The 21,341-nt window shown below is 64.5% G+C and carries 21 protein-coding genes and 1 pseudogene; 11 read left to right on the top strand and 11 right to left on the bottom strand.

Annotated features, from left to right (window positions below; all coding sequences use genetic code 11):
* Positions 1 to 35: 35 nt before the first annotated feature.
* The 7 genes from ABS73_RS05935 to ABS73_RS05965 form a co-directional block, all read right to left on the bottom strand.
* Positions 36 to 926 (bottom strand): ParB/RepB/Spo0J family partition protein, encoded by an 891-nt coding sequence (locus tag ABS73_RS05935; protein WP_277023334.1) that lies wholly within the window; start codon positions 924 to 926, stop codon positions 36 to 38.
* Complete coding sequence (locus ABS73_RS05940) at positions 926 to 1,711, bottom strand: ParA family protein (RefSeq protein WP_277023306.1); 786 nt, start codon at positions 1,709 to 1,711, stop codon at positions 926 to 928. The genes ABS73_RS05935 and ABS73_RS05940 overlap by 1 nt, the downstream gene beginning before the upstream one ends.
* Positions 1,704 to 2,294, bottom strand: a complete 591-nt coding sequence (rsmG, locus tag ABS73_RS05945) for a 16S rRNA (guanine(527)-N(7))-methyltransferase RsmG (protein ID WP_277023307.1) — start codon at positions 2,292 to 2,294, stop codon at positions 1,704 to 1,706. Before rsmG ends, ABS73_RS05940 begins: the two co-directional genes overlap by 8 nt.
* On the bottom strand, positions 2,291 to 4,153 hold the full coding sequence (gene mnmG, locus ABS73_RS05950; RefSeq protein ID WP_277023309.1) for a tRNA uridine-5-carboxymethylaminomethyl(34) synthesis enzyme MnmG: 1,863 nt from the start codon (positions 4,151 to 4,153) through the stop codon (positions 2,291 to 2,293). Before mnmG ends, rsmG begins: the two co-directional genes overlap by 4 nt.
* A gap of 12 nt (positions 4,154 to 4,165) precedes the next feature.
* Positions 4,166 to 5,428: a tRNA uridine-5-carboxymethylaminomethyl(34) synthesis GTPase MnmE gene (gene mnmE / locus ABS73_RS05955; protein WP_277023311.1), complete on the bottom strand. Its 1,263-nt coding sequence runs from the start codon at positions 5,426 to 5,428 to the stop codon at positions 4,166 to 4,168.
* A gap of 11 nt (positions 5,429 to 5,439) precedes the next feature.
* The gene (rho, locus tag ABS73_RS05960) at positions 5,440 to 6,711 is read right to left on the bottom strand and encodes a transcription termination factor Rho (RefSeq protein WP_136855011.1); all 1,272 of its coding nucleotides are present in this window, start codon (positions 6,709 to 6,711) and stop codon (positions 5,440 to 5,442) included.
* Positions 6,712 to 6,839: 128 nt separating this feature from the next.
* The gene (locus tag ABS73_RS05965; protein ID WP_277023313.1) at positions 6,840 to 7,286 is read right to left on the bottom strand and encodes a CopD family protein; all 447 of its coding nucleotides are present in this window, start codon (positions 7,284 to 7,286) and stop codon (positions 6,840 to 6,842) included.
* A 494-nt stretch (positions 7,287 to 7,780) separates the two neighbouring features.
* On the opposite strand from ABS73_RS05965, the gene ABS73_RS05970 reads away from it, so the two are divergent.
* Genes ABS73_RS05970 through ABS73_RS05985 form a run of 4 tightly spaced genes read left to right on the top strand, consistent with a single transcriptional unit; the run spans position 7,781 to position 10,862 of the window.
* Positions 7,781 to 8,635, top strand: coding sequence for a shikimate dehydrogenase (locus ABS73_RS05970; protein WP_277023336.1), 855 nt, complete (start codon positions 7,781 to 7,783; stop codon positions 8,633 to 8,635).
* Positions 8,632 to 9,219, top strand: a complete 588-nt coding sequence (gene coaE / locus ABS73_RS05975; protein WP_277023315.1) for a dephospho-CoA kinase — start codon at positions 8,632 to 8,634, stop codon at positions 9,217 to 9,219. Before ABS73_RS05970 ends, coaE begins: the two co-directional genes overlap by 4 nt.
* On the top strand, positions 9,212 to 9,916 hold the full coding sequence (gene dnaQ / locus ABS73_RS05980) for a DNA polymerase III subunit epsilon (protein ID WP_277023317.1): 705 nt from the start codon (positions 9,212 to 9,214) through the stop codon (positions 9,914 to 9,916). Before coaE ends, dnaQ begins: the two co-directional genes overlap by 8 nt.
* A 55-nt stretch (positions 9,917 to 9,971) precedes the next feature.
* Positions 9,972 to 10,862, top strand: a complete 891-nt coding sequence (locus ABS73_RS05985; protein ID WP_277023319.1) for a YihY/virulence factor BrkB family protein — start codon at positions 9,972 to 9,974, stop codon at positions 10,860 to 10,862.
* Positions 10,863 to 10,894: 32 nt separating this feature from the next.
* Here the strand turns inward: ABS73_RS05985 and ABS73_RS05990 are convergent, their stop codons facing one another.
* Positions 10,895 to 11,698, bottom strand: coding sequence for a response regulator (locus tag ABS73_RS05990; RefSeq protein WP_136855017.1), 804 nt, complete (start codon positions 11,696 to 11,698; stop codon positions 10,895 to 10,897).
* Positions 11,699 to 11,829: 131 nt separating this feature from the next.
* On the opposite strand from ABS73_RS05990, the gene ABS73_RS05995 reads away from it, so the two are divergent.
* Genes ABS73_RS05995 through ABS73_RS06025 form a run of 7 tightly spaced genes read left to right on the top strand, consistent with a single transcriptional unit; the run spans position 11,830 to position 18,556 of the window.
* Positions 11,830 to 11,940 carry a NepR family anti-sigma factor gene (locus ABS73_RS05995; protein WP_231558891.1) on the top strand — a complete coding sequence of 37 codons (111 nt, stop codon included), beginning with the start codon at positions 11,830 to 11,832 and terminating at the stop codon, positions 11,938 to 11,940.
* A 55-nt stretch (positions 11,941 to 11,995) separates the two neighbouring features.
* Positions 11,996 to 12,562, top strand: coding sequence for an RNA polymerase sigma factor (locus ABS73_RS06000; RefSeq protein ID WP_136855018.1), 567 nt, complete (start codon positions 11,996 to 11,998; stop codon positions 12,560 to 12,562).
* 34 nt (positions 12,563 to 12,596) lie between these two features.
* Positions 12,597 to 14,372 carry a sensor histidine kinase gene (locus ABS73_RS06005; RefSeq protein ID WP_277023323.1) on the top strand — a complete coding sequence of 592 codons (1,776 nt, stop codon included), beginning with the start codon at positions 12,597 to 12,599 and terminating at the stop codon, positions 14,370 to 14,372.
* A 24-nt stretch (positions 14,373 to 14,396) separates the two neighbouring features.
* The gene (locus ABS73_RS06010; protein WP_338118607.1) at positions 14,397 to 15,167 is read left to right on the top strand and encodes a paraquat-inducible protein A; all 771 of its coding nucleotides are present in this window, start codon (positions 14,397 to 14,399) and stop codon (positions 15,165 to 15,167) included.
* Complete coding sequence (locus tag ABS73_RS06015) at positions 15,164 to 15,820, top strand: paraquat-inducible protein A (protein WP_136855020.1); 657 nt, start codon at positions 15,164 to 15,166, stop codon at positions 15,818 to 15,820. The genes ABS73_RS06010 and ABS73_RS06015 overlap by 4 nt, the downstream gene beginning before the upstream one ends.
* Before the next feature lie 31 nt (positions 15,821 to 15,851).
* The gene (locus ABS73_RS06020) at positions 15,852 to 17,903 is read left to right on the top strand and encodes a PqiB family protein (RefSeq protein ID WP_277023325.1); all 2,052 of its coding nucleotides are present in this window, start codon (positions 15,852 to 15,854) and stop codon (positions 17,901 to 17,903) included.
* Positions 17,904 to 17,905: 2 nt separating this feature from the next.
* On the top strand, positions 17,906 to 18,556 hold the full coding sequence (locus ABS73_RS06025; protein WP_277023327.1) for a PqiC family protein: 651 nt from the start codon (positions 17,906 to 17,908) through the stop codon (positions 18,554 to 18,556).
* Positions 18,557 to 18,559: 3 nt separating this feature from the next.
* On the opposite strand, the gene ABS73_RS06030 is transcribed toward ABS73_RS06025, so the two are convergent.
* The 3 genes and pseudogenes from ABS73_RS06030 to ABS73_RS16730 form a co-directional block, all read right to left on the bottom strand.
* Positions 18,560 to 19,831, bottom strand: coding sequence for a TRAP transporter large permease (locus ABS73_RS06030; protein WP_277023329.1), 1,272 nt, complete (start codon positions 19,829 to 19,831; stop codon positions 18,560 to 18,562).
* A complete protein-coding gene (locus ABS73_RS06035; RefSeq protein WP_277023330.1) occupies positions 19,828 to 20,310 on the bottom strand; it encodes a TRAP transporter small permease in 483 nt (160 codons plus the stop codon). Before ABS73_RS06035 ends, ABS73_RS06030 begins: the two co-directional genes overlap by 4 nt.
* A gap of 52 nt (positions 20,311 to 20,362) precedes the next feature.
* Positions 20,363 to 21,210 (bottom strand): annotated as a pseudogene (locus tag ABS73_RS16730) (C4-dicarboxylate TRAP transporter substrate-binding protein).
* Between the last annotated feature and the right edge of the window lie 131 nt (positions 21,211 to 21,341).

A 21,341-nucleotide genomic window follows, 5' to 3' on the forward strand; every position in this document is an offset into this window, starting at 1 on the left:
GTGGTGGCTGTTTTCAGAACGGACACCACATGTTGTTACCCATTCCCGCCCAGAAGCTGGCAGAGGTGATCAAGCTGGTCCAGATCCTTGTAGGTGATGACCAACTGTCCGCCATCCGGGCCTGCATGCGCAATCTCGACCTTCATCTTGAGATGAGCTGACAGATCACCCTCCAACGCACGCGTGTCGGCATCCTTCTCAGAGCTGCGGGGTGATTTGCGCGGCTTTGCATCGGGTGATTGGGACAGCTTGCGAACCATATCTTCGGTATCGCGGACCGAAAGCCCCTTCTCCGCAACCTTTCGCGCCAGTTGCGCCGCGTCGGGCGCAGTGATCAGGGCGCGTGCATGGCCTGCGCTGATCTTGCCGTCCTTGACCATCTCCTGGACGGAATCGGGAAGGCTCAGCAGGCGCAGCAGGTTCGCTATATGGCTGCGGCTTTTGTTCAAGGCCTCGGCCAGTCGCTCCTGCGTATGGCCGAAACGGTCCATCAGCTGACGAAAGGACGCCGCCTCTTCGATGGCGTTCAGATCGGCGCGCTGGATGTTTTCGATAATCGCGACTTCCAGGACCTCGGTATCGGACATATCGCGGATGATCACGGGCATCTCGTGCAACTGCGCCATTTGGGCGGCGCGCCACCGGCGCTCACCGGCGACGATCTGGTACAGGCCGTGATCGCGCGGATGCGGGCGGACGATCAGCGGTTGCAGAACACCGCGCTGCTTTAGCGACGCCGCCAACTCCTGCAATGCCTCTGGATCAAAGCTGCGCCGGGGCTGATCAGGGTTGGCGGTGATCTGCTCGATCGGCAGCACCGTCTTGTCACGCGCAGCGCTGGCGGGCGCATCTCCCAGATCCATGTCCGCCATTAGGGCGGAGAGTCCACGACCGAGGCCCCTCTTGGCGGTCTTGGCATCTGACATCATGCAATCTCCGGGATGAGGTTAAGGCGAGCCATGAACTCGGTCGCGAACTGACGATAGGCGACGCTACCCTTGGACTGTGGGTCGTATGCAAGGACGGGCTGCGCATGGGACGGCGCCTCGGACACGCGAACGTTCCGTGGAATGACGGTAGGATAGACCAAGTCACCCAAAGTTTCGCGCGCGTCCGCTTCGACCTGCTGGGACAGGTTGTTGCGATAATCAGACATGGTCAGTAGGATTCCGTTGATCCTAAGGCGGGGATTGGCGCCTTGACGGACCTGTTTGACCGTCCCCAGAAGTTGGGACAACCCTTCGAGCGCATAAAATTCCGCCTGCAGCGGTACAAGAACACTGGATGCGGCGACCATGGCATTCACGGTCAACAGCCCCAACGCCGGAGGGCAGTCGATCAGAACGATGGTTCCGGCGGGCGCAGACGCCAACTGACGTTCCAGAAGGCGCGTGCGATCCGCAGTCTGGGAGAGATCCACATCCGCAGAGGCAAGGTCGGAGGTCGATGGAACAACCCGGAGATTGCTGACATCGGTTTCAACAGCGGCGGAGGACAGATCGATCTCGCCGGTCAACAGCTCATAAACTGTATGGCGTCTCTGGTCGGCCGTGATGCCCAGTCCGGTCGATGCATTCCCCTGCGGGTCGAGGTCGATCAGGATGACGGAATGTCCCGCCTCGGCCAGAGCGGCGCCCAGATTGACAGCCGTAGTGGTCTTCCCCACCCCCCCCTTTTGGTTCGCGATGGCCACAATATTTTGTTCAGGCATGCGAGACTCCGGTGATGTTCAGAATTGCCGCTTCGGGATCTGTTCTACTGGGAATGGCACGAAGATCAAATCGCCAATCGTTTTTGGCCGCCTCACATTCTTGGCGCCATGCCTGACCTTTCATCAGCCAAGCCTGCCCTTGCGGCTGCATATGACGCTCAACCATGGGCAAAAGGGATGCCAGTGGCGCCAAGGCGCGAGCAGAGACATGATCGGCTTCCAAGGGCGGTACGGACTCGATCCGGTCCGAGATGACAGACGCTTTAGTAAGGCCAGTCTCTCGGAGAACCGCGCGGAGAAATGCGGATTTCCTCTGGTCGCTCTCAACAAGCGTAACGTTCAGCTCCCAGTCCGCCGTCAAGATTGCAACCACAATTCCAGGAAACCCCCCGCCGCTACCAAGGTCGACCCATCGCCCTTTTACTGGCCCGGAGTGATCAATGATCTGCGCACAATCATCAATGTGCCGCGCCCGCAACGAAGGAATGGTCGAAGCGGAAACAAGATTGATCCGCGCATTCCACTTTTCTACCATAGTGCGGTAAGTTGCCAAACGCTCCTCTGTTTCACGTGAAACATTCATCCTGCATGACTTCGAACAACGGAACGGGATGCAGCGATAAGAAGGGTCAACGCAGCAGGCGTCATGCCCTCAATTCGAGACGCTTCTGCCAGGTTAGCGGGCCGCCGCTCCTGCAACTTTCGCGACAGTTCGGCAGAAAGCCCCCCGAGGGTATCATAGCGGAGGTTGGAATCTAACAGCATTTGCGCGTTCGCCTTGAGCGCGTCGGCGTCTCGGTTCTGACGTTCGGTATACTGACTATAAAGCGCGTCGTTCTTAATCTGGTTTAGCGATGCAGCTGATATCGCGGCTATCTGAGGCAGCTCGGCAATAAGCCTATTAGGGTCAATGTCCGATTGCCCAAGCAGAGAAAACACGGACCGCGATTGCCCATCTTGGCGGACATGTATGCACATCCGTGAAAGTTGAGTTGGCGACAACCGCAGGGATTCGCAGGTTTCTCGCGCAGCTTCGTAAGCAGCTTGGCGACGCGTAAATGCCTCAACCCTCTCTAGGCCCGCGCAGCCAAGTTGCATCGCCATCGGCGTCAGGCGCTGATCCGCATTGTCCGCCCGGAGGGACAAACGAAATTCGGCCCTGGATGTGAACATCCGATAGGGTTCGGAAACACCCTTAGAGATCAAATCGTCGATCATGACGCCGATATAGCTGTCCGATCGACTGAAATGCACGGGCTTCTCACCCTGGACAAACAAAGCTGCGTTCACGCCCGCTACAAGCCCTTGCGCCGCCGCCTCCTCATACCCAGTCGTACCATTGATCTGGCCGGCCAGGAATAAACCATCGACCGATCGGACGGCTAGCGATGAGTCGAGTGACCGTGGATCCACGTAATCATACTCCACCGCGTATCCGGGCTGAATAATCTGCGCATTTTCCAGCCCGCGAATGGACCGCACGTATTCCAGTTGAACGTCTTCAGGCAACGACGTCGAAATGCCGTTCGGATAGACTGTGCTGCTTTCCAGCCCTTCAGGCTCCAGGAAGATCTGGTGCGACTCTTTATCAGCAAATCGGACGATTTTATCCTCAATGGACGGGCAATATCGCGGCCCTACCCCGGTAATGTTCCCACCATAAAGTGCCGATTTCCCTAGATTTTCTCGTATGATCCGATGCGTGATGGCATTTGTGTGGGTGATGGCACAGCTGACCTGAGGCGCCTCAGGTGCATCGCTGAGATACGAGAACATCACGGGCTCATCGTCGCCCGGCTGAACCTCAAGGCAGGTCCAATCTATGGAATTGGCATCGATCCGCGGCGGCGTTCCGGTTTTCAACCGTCCCATTTTTAACCCAAACCGCTCCATGCTGGCACTCAGTTTGTGCGCAGCCCCGTCGCCCCAGCGACCGGCTTGTCGGCACTCATCCCCAATATGAATTGTTCCGCGCAGGAACGTGCCCGTCGTCAGTACAACAGTCTTCGCTTGGACTTCACGTCCATCCGCCAGACGAACACCTGTCACCCTCTGCTTGGTGCCAAGCAAATCTTCAACCTCGCCAAAGGCGAGATCCAGGCCAGGATAAGTGCTGATAAGCTCCCAAGCCGCTTTGCGGTAGAGATCCCGGTCCATCTGCGCGCGCGGCCCCTGAACAGCCGGGCCCTTGCGGCGGTTCAACAGCCGGAACTGGATTCCGGCACGGTCGGCGATACGTGCCATGACGCCATCCATGGCGTCAACCTCGCGAACCAAATGCCCTTTTCCCAGCCCTCCGATCGCCGGATTGCATGAAAGAGTTCCAATGTCTTCTTTGCGCATTGTCAGCAGGATAACAGCAGCGCCCATCCGGGCGGCTGATGTGGCAGCCTCCAATCCGGCATGCCCTCCGCCAATCACTGCAACGTCGTAATGTTTCACGTGAAACACTCCCTATTTCCCGATGCAGAAGGACGAGAATATTTTGTCCAGATAGTCATCAGGATCGATTCGTCCAAGTAGGCGATCCAAAGCGATATTGGCACGGCGAAGCGATTCAGCCAACAGTTCAGCAGGCAGAGAGTCAGCACCCTCCAATGCAGCCAAGGCCGAGACGACCTCCAAACGTTGCCGCTCGTGACTGATCAGTCCGGCGTCTGAGACCTTCGACCCAAGCGTCTCAACGATTTGCGTCAAGACTGCACCGATCCCCTGCCCTGTGACGGCAGAAATCGCCAACGGCGCAGAGGCACCAAGGTCGGCGTGGCTCTGCACCACAAGATCGCCCGGCACCCACAGCTCATCGACCCGCGAACCGTCCCGTGACAGATGAATCCTCATGTCGGCTGCCCGCGCCCGGGAAAACGCTCTTTCGATACCGATCTGCTCGATATCATCGCCCGACTCCCTCAGACCTGCAGTATCCAGAAAGGCCACCGCCAGACCTTCAAGATCGTATCTCAGCTCTATGACATCCCGCGTCGTGCCGGCACGGTCTGACACGATGGCAACATCTCTTTTGGCCAACCGATTCAGAAAGCTCGATTTTCCTGCGTTCGGAGGCCCGATGATCGCGATGTCAAAGCCGGCACGCACACGCTCTGCGGCGCGAAACCCGTCCAGCTCCTGCTGCAAGGCCTGACGCAATGTCGCCACCAGGTCAAAAACCCGGGGCGGCACCTCATCGGGGACATCCTCATCCGCAAAATCGACGCTGACCTCGACCAGCGCCCCGGCCTCGATCAGCATGTCGCGCCAGCCCGCCAGCTTTCGGGCCAATTCACCGCCAGCCGCCCTCAGGGCCAACTTCCGTTGCGACTCCGTTTCCGCAATCAGAAGATCGCCTAGACCTTCGACCTCGGCCAGGTCCATCCGACCGTGCAGGAACGCCCGCCGCGTGAACTCTCCAGCATCGGCCGGACGTGCCCCCAAGTCCAGCAGTGCGGCCCCCACCCTGCGGACCACCGCGGGCGCCCCGTGAAGGTGCAGTTCCGCGACCTCCTCGCCGGTAAAGCTGGAACCCGCCGCGAACCACATCGCCAGCGCCTGATCGATCGGCTCATCCTCATGGGTCACCGCGCGGAAATAGGCGTGGCGCGACAGCGGCATCGACCCGACCAGCGTCTCCGCCACGGCCCGGGCACGATCACCGCTCAGCCGGATCACGGAAACGCCCCCCCGCCCGGGCGGGGTGGCCTCTGCAAAGATCAGGTCCATCGCTGCCCCGTCTAGGCGTTCATCGAGTCGAAGAACTCGGCATTGCTCTTGGTCTGCTTCATCTTGGAGATCAGGAACTCGACGGCATCCGTCGTGCCCATCGGGTTCAGGATGCGCCGCAGCAGATAGGTCTTCTGCAGATCCTTGCTATCGACCAGCAGCTCTTCTTTGCGCGTGCCGGACTTGAGGATGTCCATCGCCGGGAAGACGCGCTTGTCGGCGACCTTGCGGTCCAGCACGATCTCGCTGTTGCCCGTTCCCTTGAACTCCTCGAAGATCACCTCGTCCATGCGCGATCCCGTATCGATCAGCGCGGTGGCGATGATGGTCAGGCTGCCGCCCTCCTCGATGTTGCGCGCCGCGCCAAAGAAGCGCTTCGGGCGCTGCAGGGCATTCGCATCGACACCACCAGTCAGCACCTTGCCCGAGCTGGGCACAACAGTGTTGAAGGCCCGGCCAAGTCTTGTGATCGAGTCCAAAAGGATCACAACATCTCGTTTATGCTCGACTAGTCGCTTGGCCTTCTCGATCACCATCTCCGACACGGCGACGTGTCGGCTGGCCGGTTCATCGAAGGTCGACGACACCACCTCGCCGCGCACGCTGCGCTGCATGTCGGTGACTTCCTCGGGGCGTTCGTCGATCAGCAGGACGATCAGATAGCATTCGGGGTGATTCTTCTCGATCGAATGCGCGATATTCTGCAGCAGGACCGTCTTGCCGGTCCGCGGGGGCGCCACGATCAGCGACCGCTGGCCCTTGCCGATCGGCGCGACCAGATCAATTATCCTGGCGCTGCGATCCTTCAGGGTCGGGTCCTCGATCTCCATCTTCAGCCGCTCATCGGGATAAAGCGGCGTCAGGTTGTCGAAGGCCACCTTGTGACGCGCCTTTTCGGGATCCTCAAAGTTGATCGTCTCGACCTTGGTCATCGCGAAATAGCGTTCGTTGTCGCCCGGTGCGCGGATCACACCGTCGACTGTGTCGCCCGTGCGCAGCGAATGCTGCCGGATCATGTCGGGGCTGACATAGATGTCATCGGGACCGGGCAGATAGTTCGCCTCGGTCGAGCGCAGGAACCCGAATCCGTCCTGCACGACCTCCAGCACGCCGCCACCGCCGATTTCCCACCCCTCCTCGGCATGCTCCTTGAGGATCGAGAACATCATCTCGCCCTTGCGCATGGTCGAGGCGTTCTCGATCTCCCATTCCTCGGCCATCGACAGCAGGTCGGCGGGGCTTTTGGCCTTGAGGTCGGACAGATTCAGGCGTTCTTCGGTCATTCTGATGCAAACTTTCGGCCGCGCGACATATCGGAGCGGAGAAGACGGGTGTTCCAGGGAATCCCGTGCCGGACGGCCGGGGTTGGGGCGCAGATAAGGCCCCGGTCCGCACGAGTCAATCTTTTCGATCAGAACTTGATGATCACCGAAGACACGATCGCCACCATCAACAGGGTCGGAACCTCGTTCATCAGACGATAGGTGCGCCCCGCCTGCGCGGTTCCGCCCGCCAGAATCCTGCGCTCTCGGGCGCACCACATGTGAAACGCGCTCATCGCGATCACGCAGATGGCCTTGATCCACGGCCAGATCATGTCCCAGCTGACGATCCCGGGCGTCAGCACCAGCGACAGACCGCTGATCCAGGTCGCGATCATCGCCGGATTCATGATCAGCCGCAGCAGCTTGTCCTCCATGATGACGAAACTGGCGACCGGCTCGGCCAATCCGGCACGGCGTTCGGCGTGATAAACGAACAGCCGGGGCAGATAGAACAGCCCCGCCATCCAGGAAATGACGGCCATCACATGGAAGGCCTTCACGTAGGGATAGATCAGGGCCAGCCAGTCGAACATCGGGAAACCTCTCTTCCCCCTTCTCTTAAATAAAAAGGATAAAGAAAGGAATGTTGTAGAAGTAGGGCCTGTGGATAGCAGGACGTGGACTCTGCTCACCGTGATTTCCTCAGAATCACCGTCTGTGGACAAGGATGTGAAAAACCGGTGCCACAGCCCGAAAACCGTTTGTAAACAAAGCTGTTATTTGTGGATAACTTTGCGGATAATGATCCTGCCTTTTACTTGTCCACAGAATGGCCCGTTTCGGTGGATGATTCGTCCACCTGTGGAGAAGCTCACGTCGTTCTTGTTCCGTTCCTGGCGAAAATCGCCCCATGTCAGGGATTGACTCGGCTTGCCCGCAGGCCCCGCACCGATTCCCCCCGCCACTTGTCCACACGGGGGCTGCGCCGTCCCCGCCACAGGGTCCGATCCCGTGCCCAGGGGGGCTTTCGCGCTGCCCGTGCTGCCCCTAGTCTTGTCCCTGAACCCGCGATGTGATGATCAAGCCCATGCAAGACGACCTGCCCGCCAGCCAGATCAGCCATGCCCCCCTGGCCGGGGTGATCGGCATGCCGATTGCGCATTCACGCTCTCCGCGGCTGCACGCGCATTGGCTGGCCCGATACGGATTGCCGGGCCATTACGTCCCGATCCCGGTGATGCCCGAACACCTGGCCGAGGTGCTGCGCATCCTGCCCCGCGCCGGTTTCGTCGGTGCGAACGTCACCATCCCCCACAAGGAGGCCGTGCTGACCTTGGCCGACACGGTCACCGACCGCGCCGCACTGATCGGCGCGGCAAACACGCTGATCTTTCGTCCCGACGGCAAGATTCACGCCGACAACACCGACGGCTACGGCTTCATCGCGAACCTGCGCCAGAACGTCCCCGACTGGCAGCCCGACCGGGGGCCGGCGGCGGTGATCGGGGCCGGGGGGGCTGCGCGGGCGGTCGTGGCCTCACTGCTGGACAGCGGCGTCAAGGAACTGCGCATCACCAACCGCACCCGCCTGCGCGCCGAACAGATCAAGGCCGAATTCGGCGCCCGGCTGGTCGTCTATGACTGGGCGCAGGTCGGCAACATGCTGGAGGGCGCCTCGACCGTGGTAAACGCCACCTCGCTCGGCATGCAGGGCAAGCAGCCCCTGCGCGTGCCGATGGACGCGCTGTCGCCCGACGCGCTGGTCACCGACCTGGTCTATACCCCGCTGATGACCCCCTTCCTGACCGAGGCGCAGGCTCGCAGCTGTCGCATCGTCGATGGGCTGGGCATGCTGCTGCATCAGGCCGCGCCCGGTTTCGAACGCTGGTTCGGCCAGCGCCCGGATGTCGACGACCAGGCGCGCAGGGTCGCGCTGGAATGACCTTTCGTCTTGGCCTGACCGGCAGCATCGGCATGGGCAAATCAACGACCGCGCAGATGTTCCGCGACCTGGGGCATCCGGTCTGGGATGCCGATGAGACTGTCCACCGACTCTATGCCCAGGGCGGCGCGGCGGTGGACCCGGTCGCCGCGGCCTTTCCGACCGCGCTTCGCGGCGGCGGCATCGACCGCGCGGCCCTCAAGGACGCGCTGGCCGCCGATTCCGGCGCGCTGGCGCGGCTGGAGGGGATCGTCCACCCCCTCGTGGCGCAGGATCGGCAGGCCTTTCTGGCGCGACATGACGGCGCACCCCTGGTCGTCCTGGACATCCCGCTGCTGTTCGAAAGCGCGCAGCCCCCGGACCTGGACGGGGTGGCGGTCGTGTCCACCGACCCCGAAACCCAGGCCGCCCGCGTGCTTGCACGCCCGGGCATGACGCGCGATATGCTGGCCATGATCCTGGCGCGCCAGATGCCTGACGCGGACAAGCGCGCCCGCGCGGACTGGATCATTCCGACCGACAGCCTGGACGCCGCCCGCGCCGCCGTCGCCCATATCGTGAACGAGGTTGCCCCCCATGCGTGAGATCGTCCTGGACACCGAAACCACCGGCTTTGACGCCGAAGGCGCGGACCGCATCGTCGAGATCGGGGCGCTGGAGCTGATCAACCACCTGCCGACCGGGCGCACCTTTCACGTCTATATCAACCCCGAACGGTCGATGCCCAAGGAGGCGTTCGACGTCCACGGCCTGGGCGACGATTTCCTGCGCGACAAGCCGAAATTCGCGGCAATCGTCAGCGATTTCATGGACTTCATCGCCGACGACGCCAAGCTGGTGATCCACAATGCCAGCTTTGACATGAAATTCCTGAACGCCGAACTGAAGCGCGCGGGCCACAAGCCGCTGCCCTGGTCACGGGCGCTGGACACGCTGATGCTGGCGCGCGAGAAATTCCCGGGATCGCCCGCGACGCTGGACGCGCTGTGCCGCCGCTTTGGCGTGGACAATTCGGGCCGGGAGCTGCACGGCGCGCTGCTGGACAGCGAATTGCTAGCCGAGGTCTATCTGGAGCTGATCGGCGGGCGCCAGCCCGACCTGGTGCTGGACCGTCCCTCGGGCGACGACGCGTCGCGGATGCCCGACGGCCAGATGCGCCCCCGCGCGGCCCGCGCCCGCGCCCTGCCCCCCCGCCTGACCCCGGCCGAGGCCGAGGCGCATGCCGCCTTCGTCGCCAAGCTGGGCGAGGACTCGGTCTGGGCGCGCTACGCCGCGACCTGACGGCGGTCTTGCACGCGGGGGCTGCGCGGCCCATTCTGGCGAAAAGGGATGCGGAATGCTGGACTGGCTGCGCGACATCGGCTCTTTCTGGGGCGCCATCTTCGAACGGATGGACAAGACCCACATGACCCTGATCGCGGCGGGCGTGGCCTTTTACGCCATGTTCGCGGTCTTTCCCGGCCTGGCCGCCATCATCGCGCTGTGGAGCCTGTGGTTCGACCCGCTGGTCGTGCTGGCCTATCTGGATGTCGCGCATGAGTTCCTGCCCGACGGGGCCTCGGACATCGTCGACGACCAGGTGACGACCCTGACCCAGAACGGGCGGACGTCGATGGGCTGGACCTCGTTCATCTCGTTCATGATCGCCACCATCGCGGCGCGGGCCGGGGTGGATGCGCTGATCCGGGGGCTGAACGCGGCCTATGGCGTGCGTGCCCATTCCACCATCTTCGGTTTCGTGCTGGCCTATGCGCTGACGCTGGTGATCGTGGGGATCTCGCTGGCGGGGCTGGCGACCATCGTGGTGGTGCCGGTGCTGCTGAACTTCATGGTGTTCGCGCCGGTGCGGTCCATGCTGCTGACGGTGCTGCCCTGGGCGGGGATGTTCCTGCTGGTCATCGTGACCATCGGCGTGCTGTATCGCTATGGCCCCAACGTCAAGACGCCGCGCACGCCGATCTTTACGTTGGGCGCGCTGTTCGCCGCCGTGCTGTGGTCGGCGGGCTCCATCGCCTTTTCGGCCTATCTGGGCAGCTTCAACAGCTACAACCGCATCTATGGTTCGATCGGCACGGTGGTGGCGCTGCTGATGTGGTTCTATCTGGCGGGGTTTTCGGTGCTGCTGGGCGCGCTGATCAATGTCGAGCTGGCCCGCCGCCGCCGCATGAAGGCCGCCCGCGAGGCGCGCAGCGGCTTTGACGCCATTCTGGCCGACAAGGCCAAATGACGGGGCGCCCTGCGCGGGCGCCCCCTTCTGGATCAGGCCGACAGGCCCTCGGTCGAGGCAAAGAACATCGCCTGGCTGACCGCCGAACGGACCTGCTCCTCGCTGTAGGGCTTGGAGATCAGGAAGGCGGGCTCGGGGCGGTCGCCGGTCAGCAGACGCTCCGGGAAGGCGGTGATGAAGATCACCGGAATGTCGCCCATGCTGGCCAGCAGCTCGTTCACGGCATCCACGCCCGACGATCCGTCGGCCAGCTGGATGTCGGCCAGGATCAGGTCGGGGCGGTGCTTGCCCGCCAGGTCGATCGCGGCGGTGTGGGTGCGCGCGACGCCGGTCACGTCATGGCCCATCGCCTGCACGATGCCCTTCAGGTCCATCGCGATGATCATCTCATCCTCGATGACCATGACCTTGCCGCGCAGGGCCTGACCCATCTCGTTCAGGGCGATCTGCACCAGCTCGTCGGCCTCGGCGACCTCGATCTGCATGACGCGGGCGATCTGGTCGCTGCGCAGCTCCTCGATGGTGCGCAGCAGCAGCGCCTCGCGGGAATTGGGCGTCAGGCCGCGCAGATGGCCCTGGGCGCGACGCTCGCGGGCGGACATGTCCGCATCCTCGACCGGCTGGCCCGAGCTTTGCCAGATCACGTGAAAAGTCTTGAACAGCGCGATGCGCAGGTCGTCCTCGCCGTCCAGCACGCTGCGATCGGTCAGGATCGCCTCCAGCGTAGCGGCTGCATAATTGTCGCCGGCGCGCTGGCTGCCGGTCAGGGCGCGCGCGTAGCGGCGCAGAAACGGAAGCTCACGCCCGATGGATTGGGCCAGATCGGCAACAGTCATTACACAGTCCTCTTAAATCGCGTATGGCAGGGAACCAACTGAACCCCCTATCGGTTGCATGCTGTGCGCACAAGTTTGTCAGGACTGACACGAATATGACACCGAAACGAGACGACCGTCGGAGAGCGGCAGTGGAAAAACAGATCGATGAGAACCTCAAGCGGGTCTACGAACAGGACGCCACTGACCAGATTCCGGACAGGTTTCTTGAGCTGCTCAAGAAACTGAAGGAACAGGAATGACCCGGACCCCGGCCAGCCCTGCCCTTGCGTCACCCTGTTCCGGTAAGTTGCTTTCATGACCAGATCCCCCTCGATCCATCCCCGCGACCAGCTGGTCGACCACCTGCCCGCGCTGCGGGCCTTTGCGTTGTCGCTGACCCGCGAAGGCGCTTCGGCGGACGATCTGGTACAGGATACCATCGTCAAGGCCTGGACGAACATGGACAAGTTTCAGGCCGGCACGAATCTGCGCGCCTGGCTGTTCACCATCCTGCGCAACACCTTCTATTCGTCGCGCCGCAAGACCAAGCGCGAGGTCAGCGACAGCGACGGCATCCATGCCGCACGCCAAGCGACCCGGCCCGACCATGACGGCCGCCTGGCCCTGCGCGATTTCCGCGTGGCCTTCGACAAGCTGCCCGACGAACAGCGCGAGGCGCTGATCCTGGTCGGGGCCTCGGGCTTCTCCTACGAGGAGGCCGCCGACATGACCGGCGTCGCGGTGGGCACGGTCAAGTCGCGCGCCAATCGCGGTCGCCGCAAATTGGCCGAGCTGTTGCACCTGGAACAGGGCGAGGAGCTGAACATGACCGATCAGGCCACCTTGGCCGTGATGGCGCAGAACAACTACAGCTCCCGCTGAGGCTGTCGAGGTGCTGAGGCGGATCACGGAACGGATGGAATTTACGCGGCGCCTCGGGTTTCGACTCGGGGCGCTTCTGTCCATCGCGATCCTGCCCATCGGCCTGATCTCGCTGGTCCAGAACCTTCACCTCTCGCGTGAGGCGGAACGCAGCGCCGAAATCGCGCTGCTGGGCCGCACCGCCTCGGCTGCCGCTGGCGAACGTGCGCTGCTGCAAAGCGCGCTTGGCTCGGCCGATGCCCTGGGGCCTGCCATCCTGGAAAGCCTGGACCGGCCCGACATCTGTTCCGACCTGCTGCGCAATTTTGTCCAGCGCAGCGGCACCTATCGCCAGGCGCTGTTCGTACCGGTGGATGGAAGCGTCTCGTGCAGTTCGGCCCCGGCCGGTCTGCCGCCGCTAGATCTGTCCGACAGCGATCTGCTGACCGATTTCATGCAGGTGCCCATGACCGCCGTGACGGCCCTGGCCCGCGGCCCGGTCAGCGGTGAACCCGTGGTTGTCGTCCTGCAACCCCTGTATCGCGACCGCGAATTGCTGGGCCTGACCGCCCTGTCGCTCAGCCAGGAGCTGTTGCGTTCGACCCATGCGATGGATTTCGGGACCGAGGGTGCGCGCATCCTGACCTTCAACAATGCCGGGCGCGTGCTGATCGCGGACACCACCCAGGGCGACGACCCCACCACCCTGCTGCCGCGCGACGTGCCCCTGATCAACCTGCCCGGCCAGGGCGAGGCCACCTTCCGGTCGCGCGCCAACAACGGAGAGATGCGGGTCTTTACCGTGGTGCCGGTCGTGCCCGGCCTGGTCTATGCCCTGGGCAGTTGGAGCCCCAGCATCGCGGGCGTGGGCCTGTTCCAGCTGTCGCGGTTCGGCGCGGTGATGCTGCCCGTGGCGCTGTGGGTGGTGTCGCTGGCCGTGGCCTATTTCGCAGTGTTCCGGCTGGTCCTGCGCCATATCACCGTGCTGCGCGGCCAGATGCGCCGTTTCGCCATCGGCAATCGCGACACCCCGCCCCCGGTCCTGACCGACGCCCCCACCGAGATCGCGGATGTCAGCCAGACATTCCACAACATGGCCCGCATCCTGATCCGCGACGAAGAGGCGATGGAACAGGCCGTGATCGAAAAGACCGTCCTGCTCAAGGAGGTCCACCACCGGGTCAAGAACAACCTTCAGCTGATTGCCTCGATCATCAACATGCAAAGCCGCCTGATCGACGACCGCGATGCGAAACGCGTGCTGCGGTCGGTTCAGGACCGGGTCGCGGCGCTGGCCACGATCTATCGCAACCTCTATCAGGCCGAACAGCTGGATCAGGTGAATGCCGACCGGCTGATCTCGGACATCATTACCCAGCTGTCATCGGCCTCGGCAGGGGCGGGACGCGACCTGATCGTGCACACCGACATCCAGCCGCTGACCATGCTGCCCGACCAGGCGGTCCCGCTGACCCTGCTGACCACCGAGGCCTTTACCAACGCCGTGAAATATGCCGGGCGACCCGCCGATGGGGGCAACCCTTGGGTGCGCGTCGCGCTGACCTCGCCCAAGCCGGGGCGCGGGCTGCTGGAGGTCGTGAACTCCACCGGCCCCGACGAGGCCGCCAGCGGCACCGGCCTGGGCAGCCAGTTGATCGAGGCCTTCTCGATGCAGCTGGAAGGCGATATCAGCGCCGAACCGCAGGACGGCTGCTATCGCCTGGCGCTGTCCTTCAAGGTTGGACAGGCGGCCTTTGGTGGCGGGTCGGGCTCGGGCGATCCGCGTCAGGTGGTCCTGACCTCGGCCGCGCGGGCCGGATCGCGGCATTAGCGCCGCGGCGTCGCGCAAATTCGCATGACCGGCTTGCGTCGCGCTTGCGCGGTGGGCTGGCGGCACTATCTTGGGCCGATGGAACGCGACAAGACTTATGATCTGGCGACCGGGGCCGGGCTGATGGCCTGCCCGCTCTGCGACGCCCTGCATGTCGAGGAGGATCTCGACCCCGGAGAGACCGCGCGCTGCGTCCGCTGCGGCACGGTCCTGGCCAAGCCGCGCGACGGGGCCTTTGCCCAGCTGATCGCGCTGGCCTTCACCTCGATGGTGCTGCTGGTGGGGGCGGTGTTCTTTCCGTTCCTTGAGGTCTCGACGATGGGCTTCGGCAATGCCAGCTCTCTCTTCGACGTGGCGCTGGCCTTTGCCGACGGGGTGCTGCTGCCGCTGGTCATCGCGGTGCTGGCGATGATCATCGGCCTGCCGATCACGCGGTCCTTCCTGCTGGTCTATACGCTGGTGCCGCTGGCGCAGGGCCGCCCGCCCCACCGCCATGCCGCCCGCGCCTTCCGCTGGTCCGAGATCCTGCGCCCCTGGTCCATGGCCGAGATCTTCGTGATCGGCACCGCCGTGGCTCTGGTCAAGGTGGCGGGGCTGGCGACGGTCCATCTGGGACCGGCCTTCTGGGCGTTCTGCGCGCTGATCTTCGTGAACCTGGCCAGCCGCGCCTTCATGTGCCAGACCTCCATCTGGGACGCGATCGAGGATGCCGGGGTCCGGACGACCTTTGGCCCCGACCCGGTCCGCCCCCAGCCCGCCCGCACCGATCCCCCCGCCCTGGCCCACGACGCATGAGCGCCCCCACAGACCAGCCGGCGGCCCCGGTCCTGACCGCCCATCGTGCCGGTCTGATCGGATGCCACCGCTGCGGCCGCGTCTGGCCGCTGGAACAGGACCGCTGCCGGCGCTGCGGCGCGCATCTGGTGCCCCCCGACCGGCGCGGCCTGCAAAAGGTCTGGGCCTGGTGGCTGGCGGGCATCATCGCCTATATTCCCGCCAACGTCTTTCCGATGATGAGTACCCGTACCTTCGCGGGCCTGGCCGGCAATTCTGAGGCCACGATCCTGGGCGGCGTGATGGAGCTGATCCATTATGGCAGCTGGGACATCGCGATCATCGTCTTTGTCGCCTCGGTCATCGTGCCGGTGGGCAAGTTCATCGCCATCGCCTGGCTGGCGATCGTCGCGGGCAGGCCCGCCACGACCGATCAGGCCCACACCCGGCTGAAGATCTATGAGGTGGTGGAATTCATCGGGCGCTGGTCGATGATCGACGTCTTTGTTGTGGCGATCCTGTCCGCGCTGGTGCAACTGGGCTTTGTCGCCTCGATCCATCCGGGGCCTGCGGCGGTGTCCTTCGCGCTGTCGGTTGCCTTCACGATGCTTTCCGCGCAAAGCTTTGACGCACGATTGATCTGGCGCGGCCTGCCCCTGCGCAGCCGCCGCTGAACGCCACCCACGCGATTCCCAAGGACTGCCGATGACCGACACGCCCCCGCCCCTGACGCCGGCCAGCCCCGTGCGCAAGACAGCCGCCCGAGCGGCACAGGCGGGGATCAACGTGATCTGGATCGTGCCGATCATCGCGCTTGTCGTGACCCTGGGCATCGCCTGGAACGCCTTTCGCGACCGCGGCAGCGTGATCGAGGTCGAATTTGCCGACGCGACCGGCATCACCCCCGGCGACACCTCACTGCGCTTTCGCGAGATCACCGTGGGCCGGGTCGAGGGCGTGAAGTTCACCGAAGATCTGTCCCGCGTCGTCGTCTCGTTGCGCGTCAACACCGAGGTGGCGCAATATATCGACGATCAGGCGGCCTTCTGGATCGTGCGCCCGCAGGTCAGCGCGCAGGGCGTGACGCGCCTGGACACGGTCCTTAGCGGTGCCTTCATCGAGGGGTATTGGGACGCCGATGTCACCGCGCCCGCGACCCGGTTTGTGGGGCTGGAACGCCCGCCCCTGATCCGCAACGACCAGCCCGGCACCTGGGTCCGGCTGTCGATGGAGACCGCCGACGGCCTGTCCGAGGGCGCGCCGGTCCTGTTCCGCGGTGTCGAGGTCGGGCGGCTGGAGAACGTCCGCCTGGACGAGGCCAGCGACCGCGTGCTGGTCGATGCCTTCATCGAGGCGCCCCATGACGCCCGCCTGTCCAGCGCCACGGTGTTCTGGGACACGTCCGGGTTCTCGGTCTCGCTTGGGGCGCAGGGGGTGGCGCTGAACGTCAATTCACTGTCCTCGCTGCTGCAGGGCGGCATCGCCTTCGAGACCTTCGTCAGCGGCGGCGCGCCGGTCCAGCCGGGCCAGGAATTCGCCGTCCAGCCTGACGAGGGCACCGCCCGCACCGCGCGCTTCGAGGATGACGACACCGCCCTGCTGCGCGTCGGCATGCTGATCGACGACAGCCTGCAAGGGCTGGAGCGCGGCGCCGATGTCCAGTTCCAGGGCCTGCGCGTGGGCCGCGTGACCGAGCTGGCCGTCACCCTGACCGATGATGGCGATGGCAACGTCACGCCCCGACAGCTGGTGACCATGCTGATCTCTCCGCGCCGGATGGGTCTGGGCGATGGGTCCACCGCAGACGACGCGCTGGCCCTGCTGACCGAGGAGGTCGGCGACGGGCTGCGCGCACGCGTGGCCAGCGCAGGCTTTCTAGGCACCACCCTGATGGTCGAGCTGGTCACCATTCCGGGGGCCGAACCCGCGACCATCGACACGGAAACCGGTCCCAATCCACTGCTGCCCTCGGTCGAGGGGGATCTGGACGATTTCACCGCCAGCGCCCAAGGCCTGGTCAACCGCATCGGCAATCTGCCCATCGAAGAGCTGCTGACCTCGGCCCGCGACACGCTGGACAGCATCACCGCGCTTGCGACATCGCAGGACACCCGCGCGATTCCCCTGGCGCTGCGCGAGGCGATCGAGGGGGGCAGCGTCGCGCTGTCCGACATCGCCGCGATCACCGGCGATCTGCGCCAGGCCGACAGCGGCCAGACCCTGGCGCGGATGCTGGACGAGGCCTCCGCCGCCTTCACCGCCGTGACCGAAGCCGCCGCCGACGTGCCCGCGATGGTCGATCAGATCGACGCCGCCGCCGCCGCGGTTGAGGAATTCGGCTTTGCCGAGATCAGCCTGCAGGCCGAGGGAATCCTGGCCGACCTGCGCGCCATGCTAGGCAGCCAAGACGCCGAACAGCTGCCGCGCAACCTGTCGAACACGCTGGAGGCCGCGACCGGCCTTCTGAACGACCTGCGCGACGGCAATGCGGTGGGCAGCCTGAACAATGCGCTGAATTCGGCCAGCACCGCCGCCGACCAGATCGCGGTGTCGGTCCAGCAGCTGCCCGCGCTGATCCAGCGTCTGCAGGCCACCGCCGGACGGGCCGACACGCTGTTTTCCAGCTATGGCGACCGGTCGGCCTTCAACAACGAACTGATCGGCGCGCTGCGCGAGCTGCGCCGGGCGACCCAATCCATCGGCTCGGTCGCCCGGCTGATCGAACGCAATCCCCGCGCCTTCATCCTGGGACGATAGACATGACCCTAGCCCCGCTGTTCCGCCTGCCCCTGGCCGCCCTGATGGGCGCGACCCTGCTGGGCGCCTGTTCGAACCCTGAAAAGACCGGGCGTTATCTGATCGACCCGCCGGTCAGCGGCGTGCAGGTGCCCAACCGCTTGGGCACTGCGGAGCTGAAGGACGTGTCCCTGCCCGATTACGCCTCGGATCAGGAGGTCGCATTCCAGACCCCCGACGGGGCCGTGCGCTCTACCCCCGACAACCTGTGGGCAGACAATCCGGCGCGGGCCTTCACCACGACGCTGGCCCGCGCGATCAGCGACGTGTCGGGTGCCACCGTCATCAGCGAGCCCTGGCCCCTGGCTCAGCCCCCGGCCCGCGTGCTGGAGGTGCGCGTCGAACGCGCCCTGGCCCAAGCCGACAATAGCTATCGCCTGTCGGGGCGCTATTTCGTGTCCGATGACGGGCTGTCGGGGGGCGGTGCGAACCATGCGCGCAGCTTTGACATCCGGGTGCCGATGGCGGCACAGGGTGCGGCAGCCACGGCCCAGGCCGCCAGCCAGGCCATCGCCATTCTGGCCCAGCAGATCGCGACCCTGTCGGGACCGGGGGCGACCATCGCCACCACCCGGCCCGCCGCCAGCGATCCTTTCGATCTGTCGCTGTTCTGACCCTCAGACCAGGGCCAGCGACAGGAAGGGCACATAGGTCACCAGCAGCAGCGCCAGCAGGATGGCCAGCAGGAACGGCCACCCATCGCGCACGAAATCGACGATGGACACCCGCGTCAGGTTGCACACCAGCAGCAGCACCGTCCCCACCGGGGGCGTCAGCGTGCCGATGGACAGGTTCAGGATCATGATCAGCCCGAAATGCACCGGGTCGATCCCCAGCTGGACCAGCACGGGTTTCAGGAGCGGCACCAGGATGATCATCAGCGCGGTGCCTTCGATGAACATGCCCAGGATCAGCAGGGCGATGTTGATGACCAGCAGAAAGACGTAAGGGTTGGTGGTCAGCGCGGTGATGAATTCCGCCATGCTGACGCCCGCCCGCTCCAGCGTGAAGATCCAGGCCAGGGCCGAGCTGGTCATGATGACCAGCAGCACCGCCGCCGTCTGGCGCGCGGTCTCGGCAAAGGCCTGGGTGACGTCGCGCAGGCGCATCTCGCGATAGACGAAGACGCCGATGAACAGGGTGGTGACGGTGGCGATGGCCCCGGCCTCGGTCGGCGTGAAGATCGCGAAACGGATGCCGCCCACGATCACCACGACTAGGAACAGCGCGGGCCAGGCGCCCAGCAGCGTGGTCCCGGTCTCTCGCATGGTGGGCCAGGTGGTGCGCGACGGCTTGTAACCCTCGCGCCGGGCGACCAGCCAGACGGCGATCAGCAGCAGCGCGCAGCACATCAGCCCCGGCAGGATGCCCGCCACGAACATCGACCCGATCGACACATCGGCCACCAGCCCATAGATGATCAGCGCGATGCCCGGCGGGATGATCGGCGTGATCAGCGACGAACACGCCGTGATCGCCGCCGCGATCGAGCGTTTGTAGCCCTGCCGCTCCATCTCGGGGACGATCATGCGGCACATCATCGCCGCATCCGCCAGGTTCGAGGCCGAGATTCCTCCCATCAGCGTGGACAGCATCACGTTGGTATGGCCCAGGCCCCCCGTCAGCCGCCCGACCAGTAGATCGGCCAGCCGCAGCAGGCGCGTGGCGATGCCCGCACTGCCCAAAAGCGTGCCCAGCAGCACGAAGAACGGGATCGCCAGCAGGGATGCGTTCTCGGCCGGGGACATGAATCGCTGGACCGCGATGGCCAGCGGCACCGGTGAAAAGAACAGGAAATAGCCCAGGATGCCCGCGAACATCGCCAGATAGATGCGCATGTTCAGCAGGAACATGGCCAGCATGATGGGGATGATGATGATCCAGGTCACGACAGGTCATCCTCCAATGCGGGGTCCAGCGGGTCGCGGGCGGGCAGGACCATCCGCCACAGCGTCACGGCGCTAGCACCCAGGGCGCCCACCACCACCGCCAGGTTCATCCAGAACCAGGACACGCCCAGGATCTGCGTCCGCTTGAACCCCGCGCCCTGCGCCAGACCCCAGGCCAGCCAGGCCATCGTCAGCAGCACCGCCACCGACAGCAGCGCCACCGCGACGCCCAGCCACCGCCGCCCCGGTCGCGGCAGCCAGGCCACCGCGAAATCGATGGTCAGGTGCTGGCGGTGCCATTCGCAGGATATCGCGCCCAGCATGATGATCCAGATCATCAGGATGGCCGAGACCTCCTCGGTCCAGGAGATCGGCGCGCCCATCACATAGCGCATGAAGACGGCGGCGGCGGTCAGCGTCACCAGGACGGCAACCAGCAGCGCACCCAGGGCCGAGGCCAGGCCGGCAAGATGTTTCATCGGGTCATGTCCGGGAAAAGGGGGCGCCGCGCGGGACGGCACCCATTGCGGGTCAGTCCTGCAGCTGCGCCTGGATCTGGTCGTACAGACCGTCCGACCATTCCGGGAACATCTCATAGAAGGCCATCGCGCGTTCCCGGAACGGCGCGATGTCGGGATAGGTGACCTGCACGCCCTGCGCCTCCATCTGGGCCAGGATCTCTGCGTCGGATTCCGCCGCGAGTTCCTGGCTGTAGAGGCCCGCCTGATGGCCGGTCTCGTGCAGCATCTGGACGACCTCGGGGTCCAGCGTGGCGAAATAGGCCTCTCCTCCCAGCCACAGCGAGGTGTTGGTCAGATAGCCGATCATCGACAGGTGCTTGGCCTGTTCATGCAGCTTCTGGCCGTGCAGCACCGCCAGCGGGTTCTCGACCCCGTCGATGACGCCCTGGGTCAGCGCGGATAGACATCGCCCAGGGGCATGGGCGTCGCGGTGCCGCCCATCGCCTCGATGGCGCGGATCTGCATCGGGTTGTTGGGCGTGCGGATCTTCAGCCCCGCCAGATCGTCGGGCGTCTCGACCGGCGTCTTGGTCAGCAGCTGCCGCGTACCGTAAAGGTAGTTCGAGATGACGATATGGATGCCCTTCTCGCGCAGCGCGGCCTCCTTCTCCTTGAACCAGTCGGATTCGTAGATCTCGAACAACTTTTCGGGGCTGTCGGTCAGATAGGGGCCGAAGAGGATGCCCAGATCGGGGTCGTAATCGGTCAGGAACCCCACATCGGCGATGGTGATGACGTTCACGCCCATCATCCCCTGCTCGATCACGTCCTGCTTGGCGCCCAGCTGGGACGACGGGAACAGCTCCAGCGCGACGTCGCCGCCCGACGCCTCGGTGACCAGCTCGGCCCACCGGTTCATCACCAGATCGACCGGCTCTCCGGGGTTGTTCTCGGCCGTGTCCCAAGGCTTGGTGTAGGAGACCGCGGGCGGAGCCCTTGGCGTAGCGCAGCGCGCGGCCGGTGGTGAGGCTGGCGGCCACCGTCGATCTT

Origin of the sequence: Paracoccus sp. SCN 68-21 (assembly GCF_001724535.1) — a bacterium.
Taxonomy (GTDB): Bacteria; Pseudomonadota; Alphaproteobacteria; order Rhodobacterales; family Rhodobacteraceae; genus Paracoccus; species Paracoccus hibiscisoli.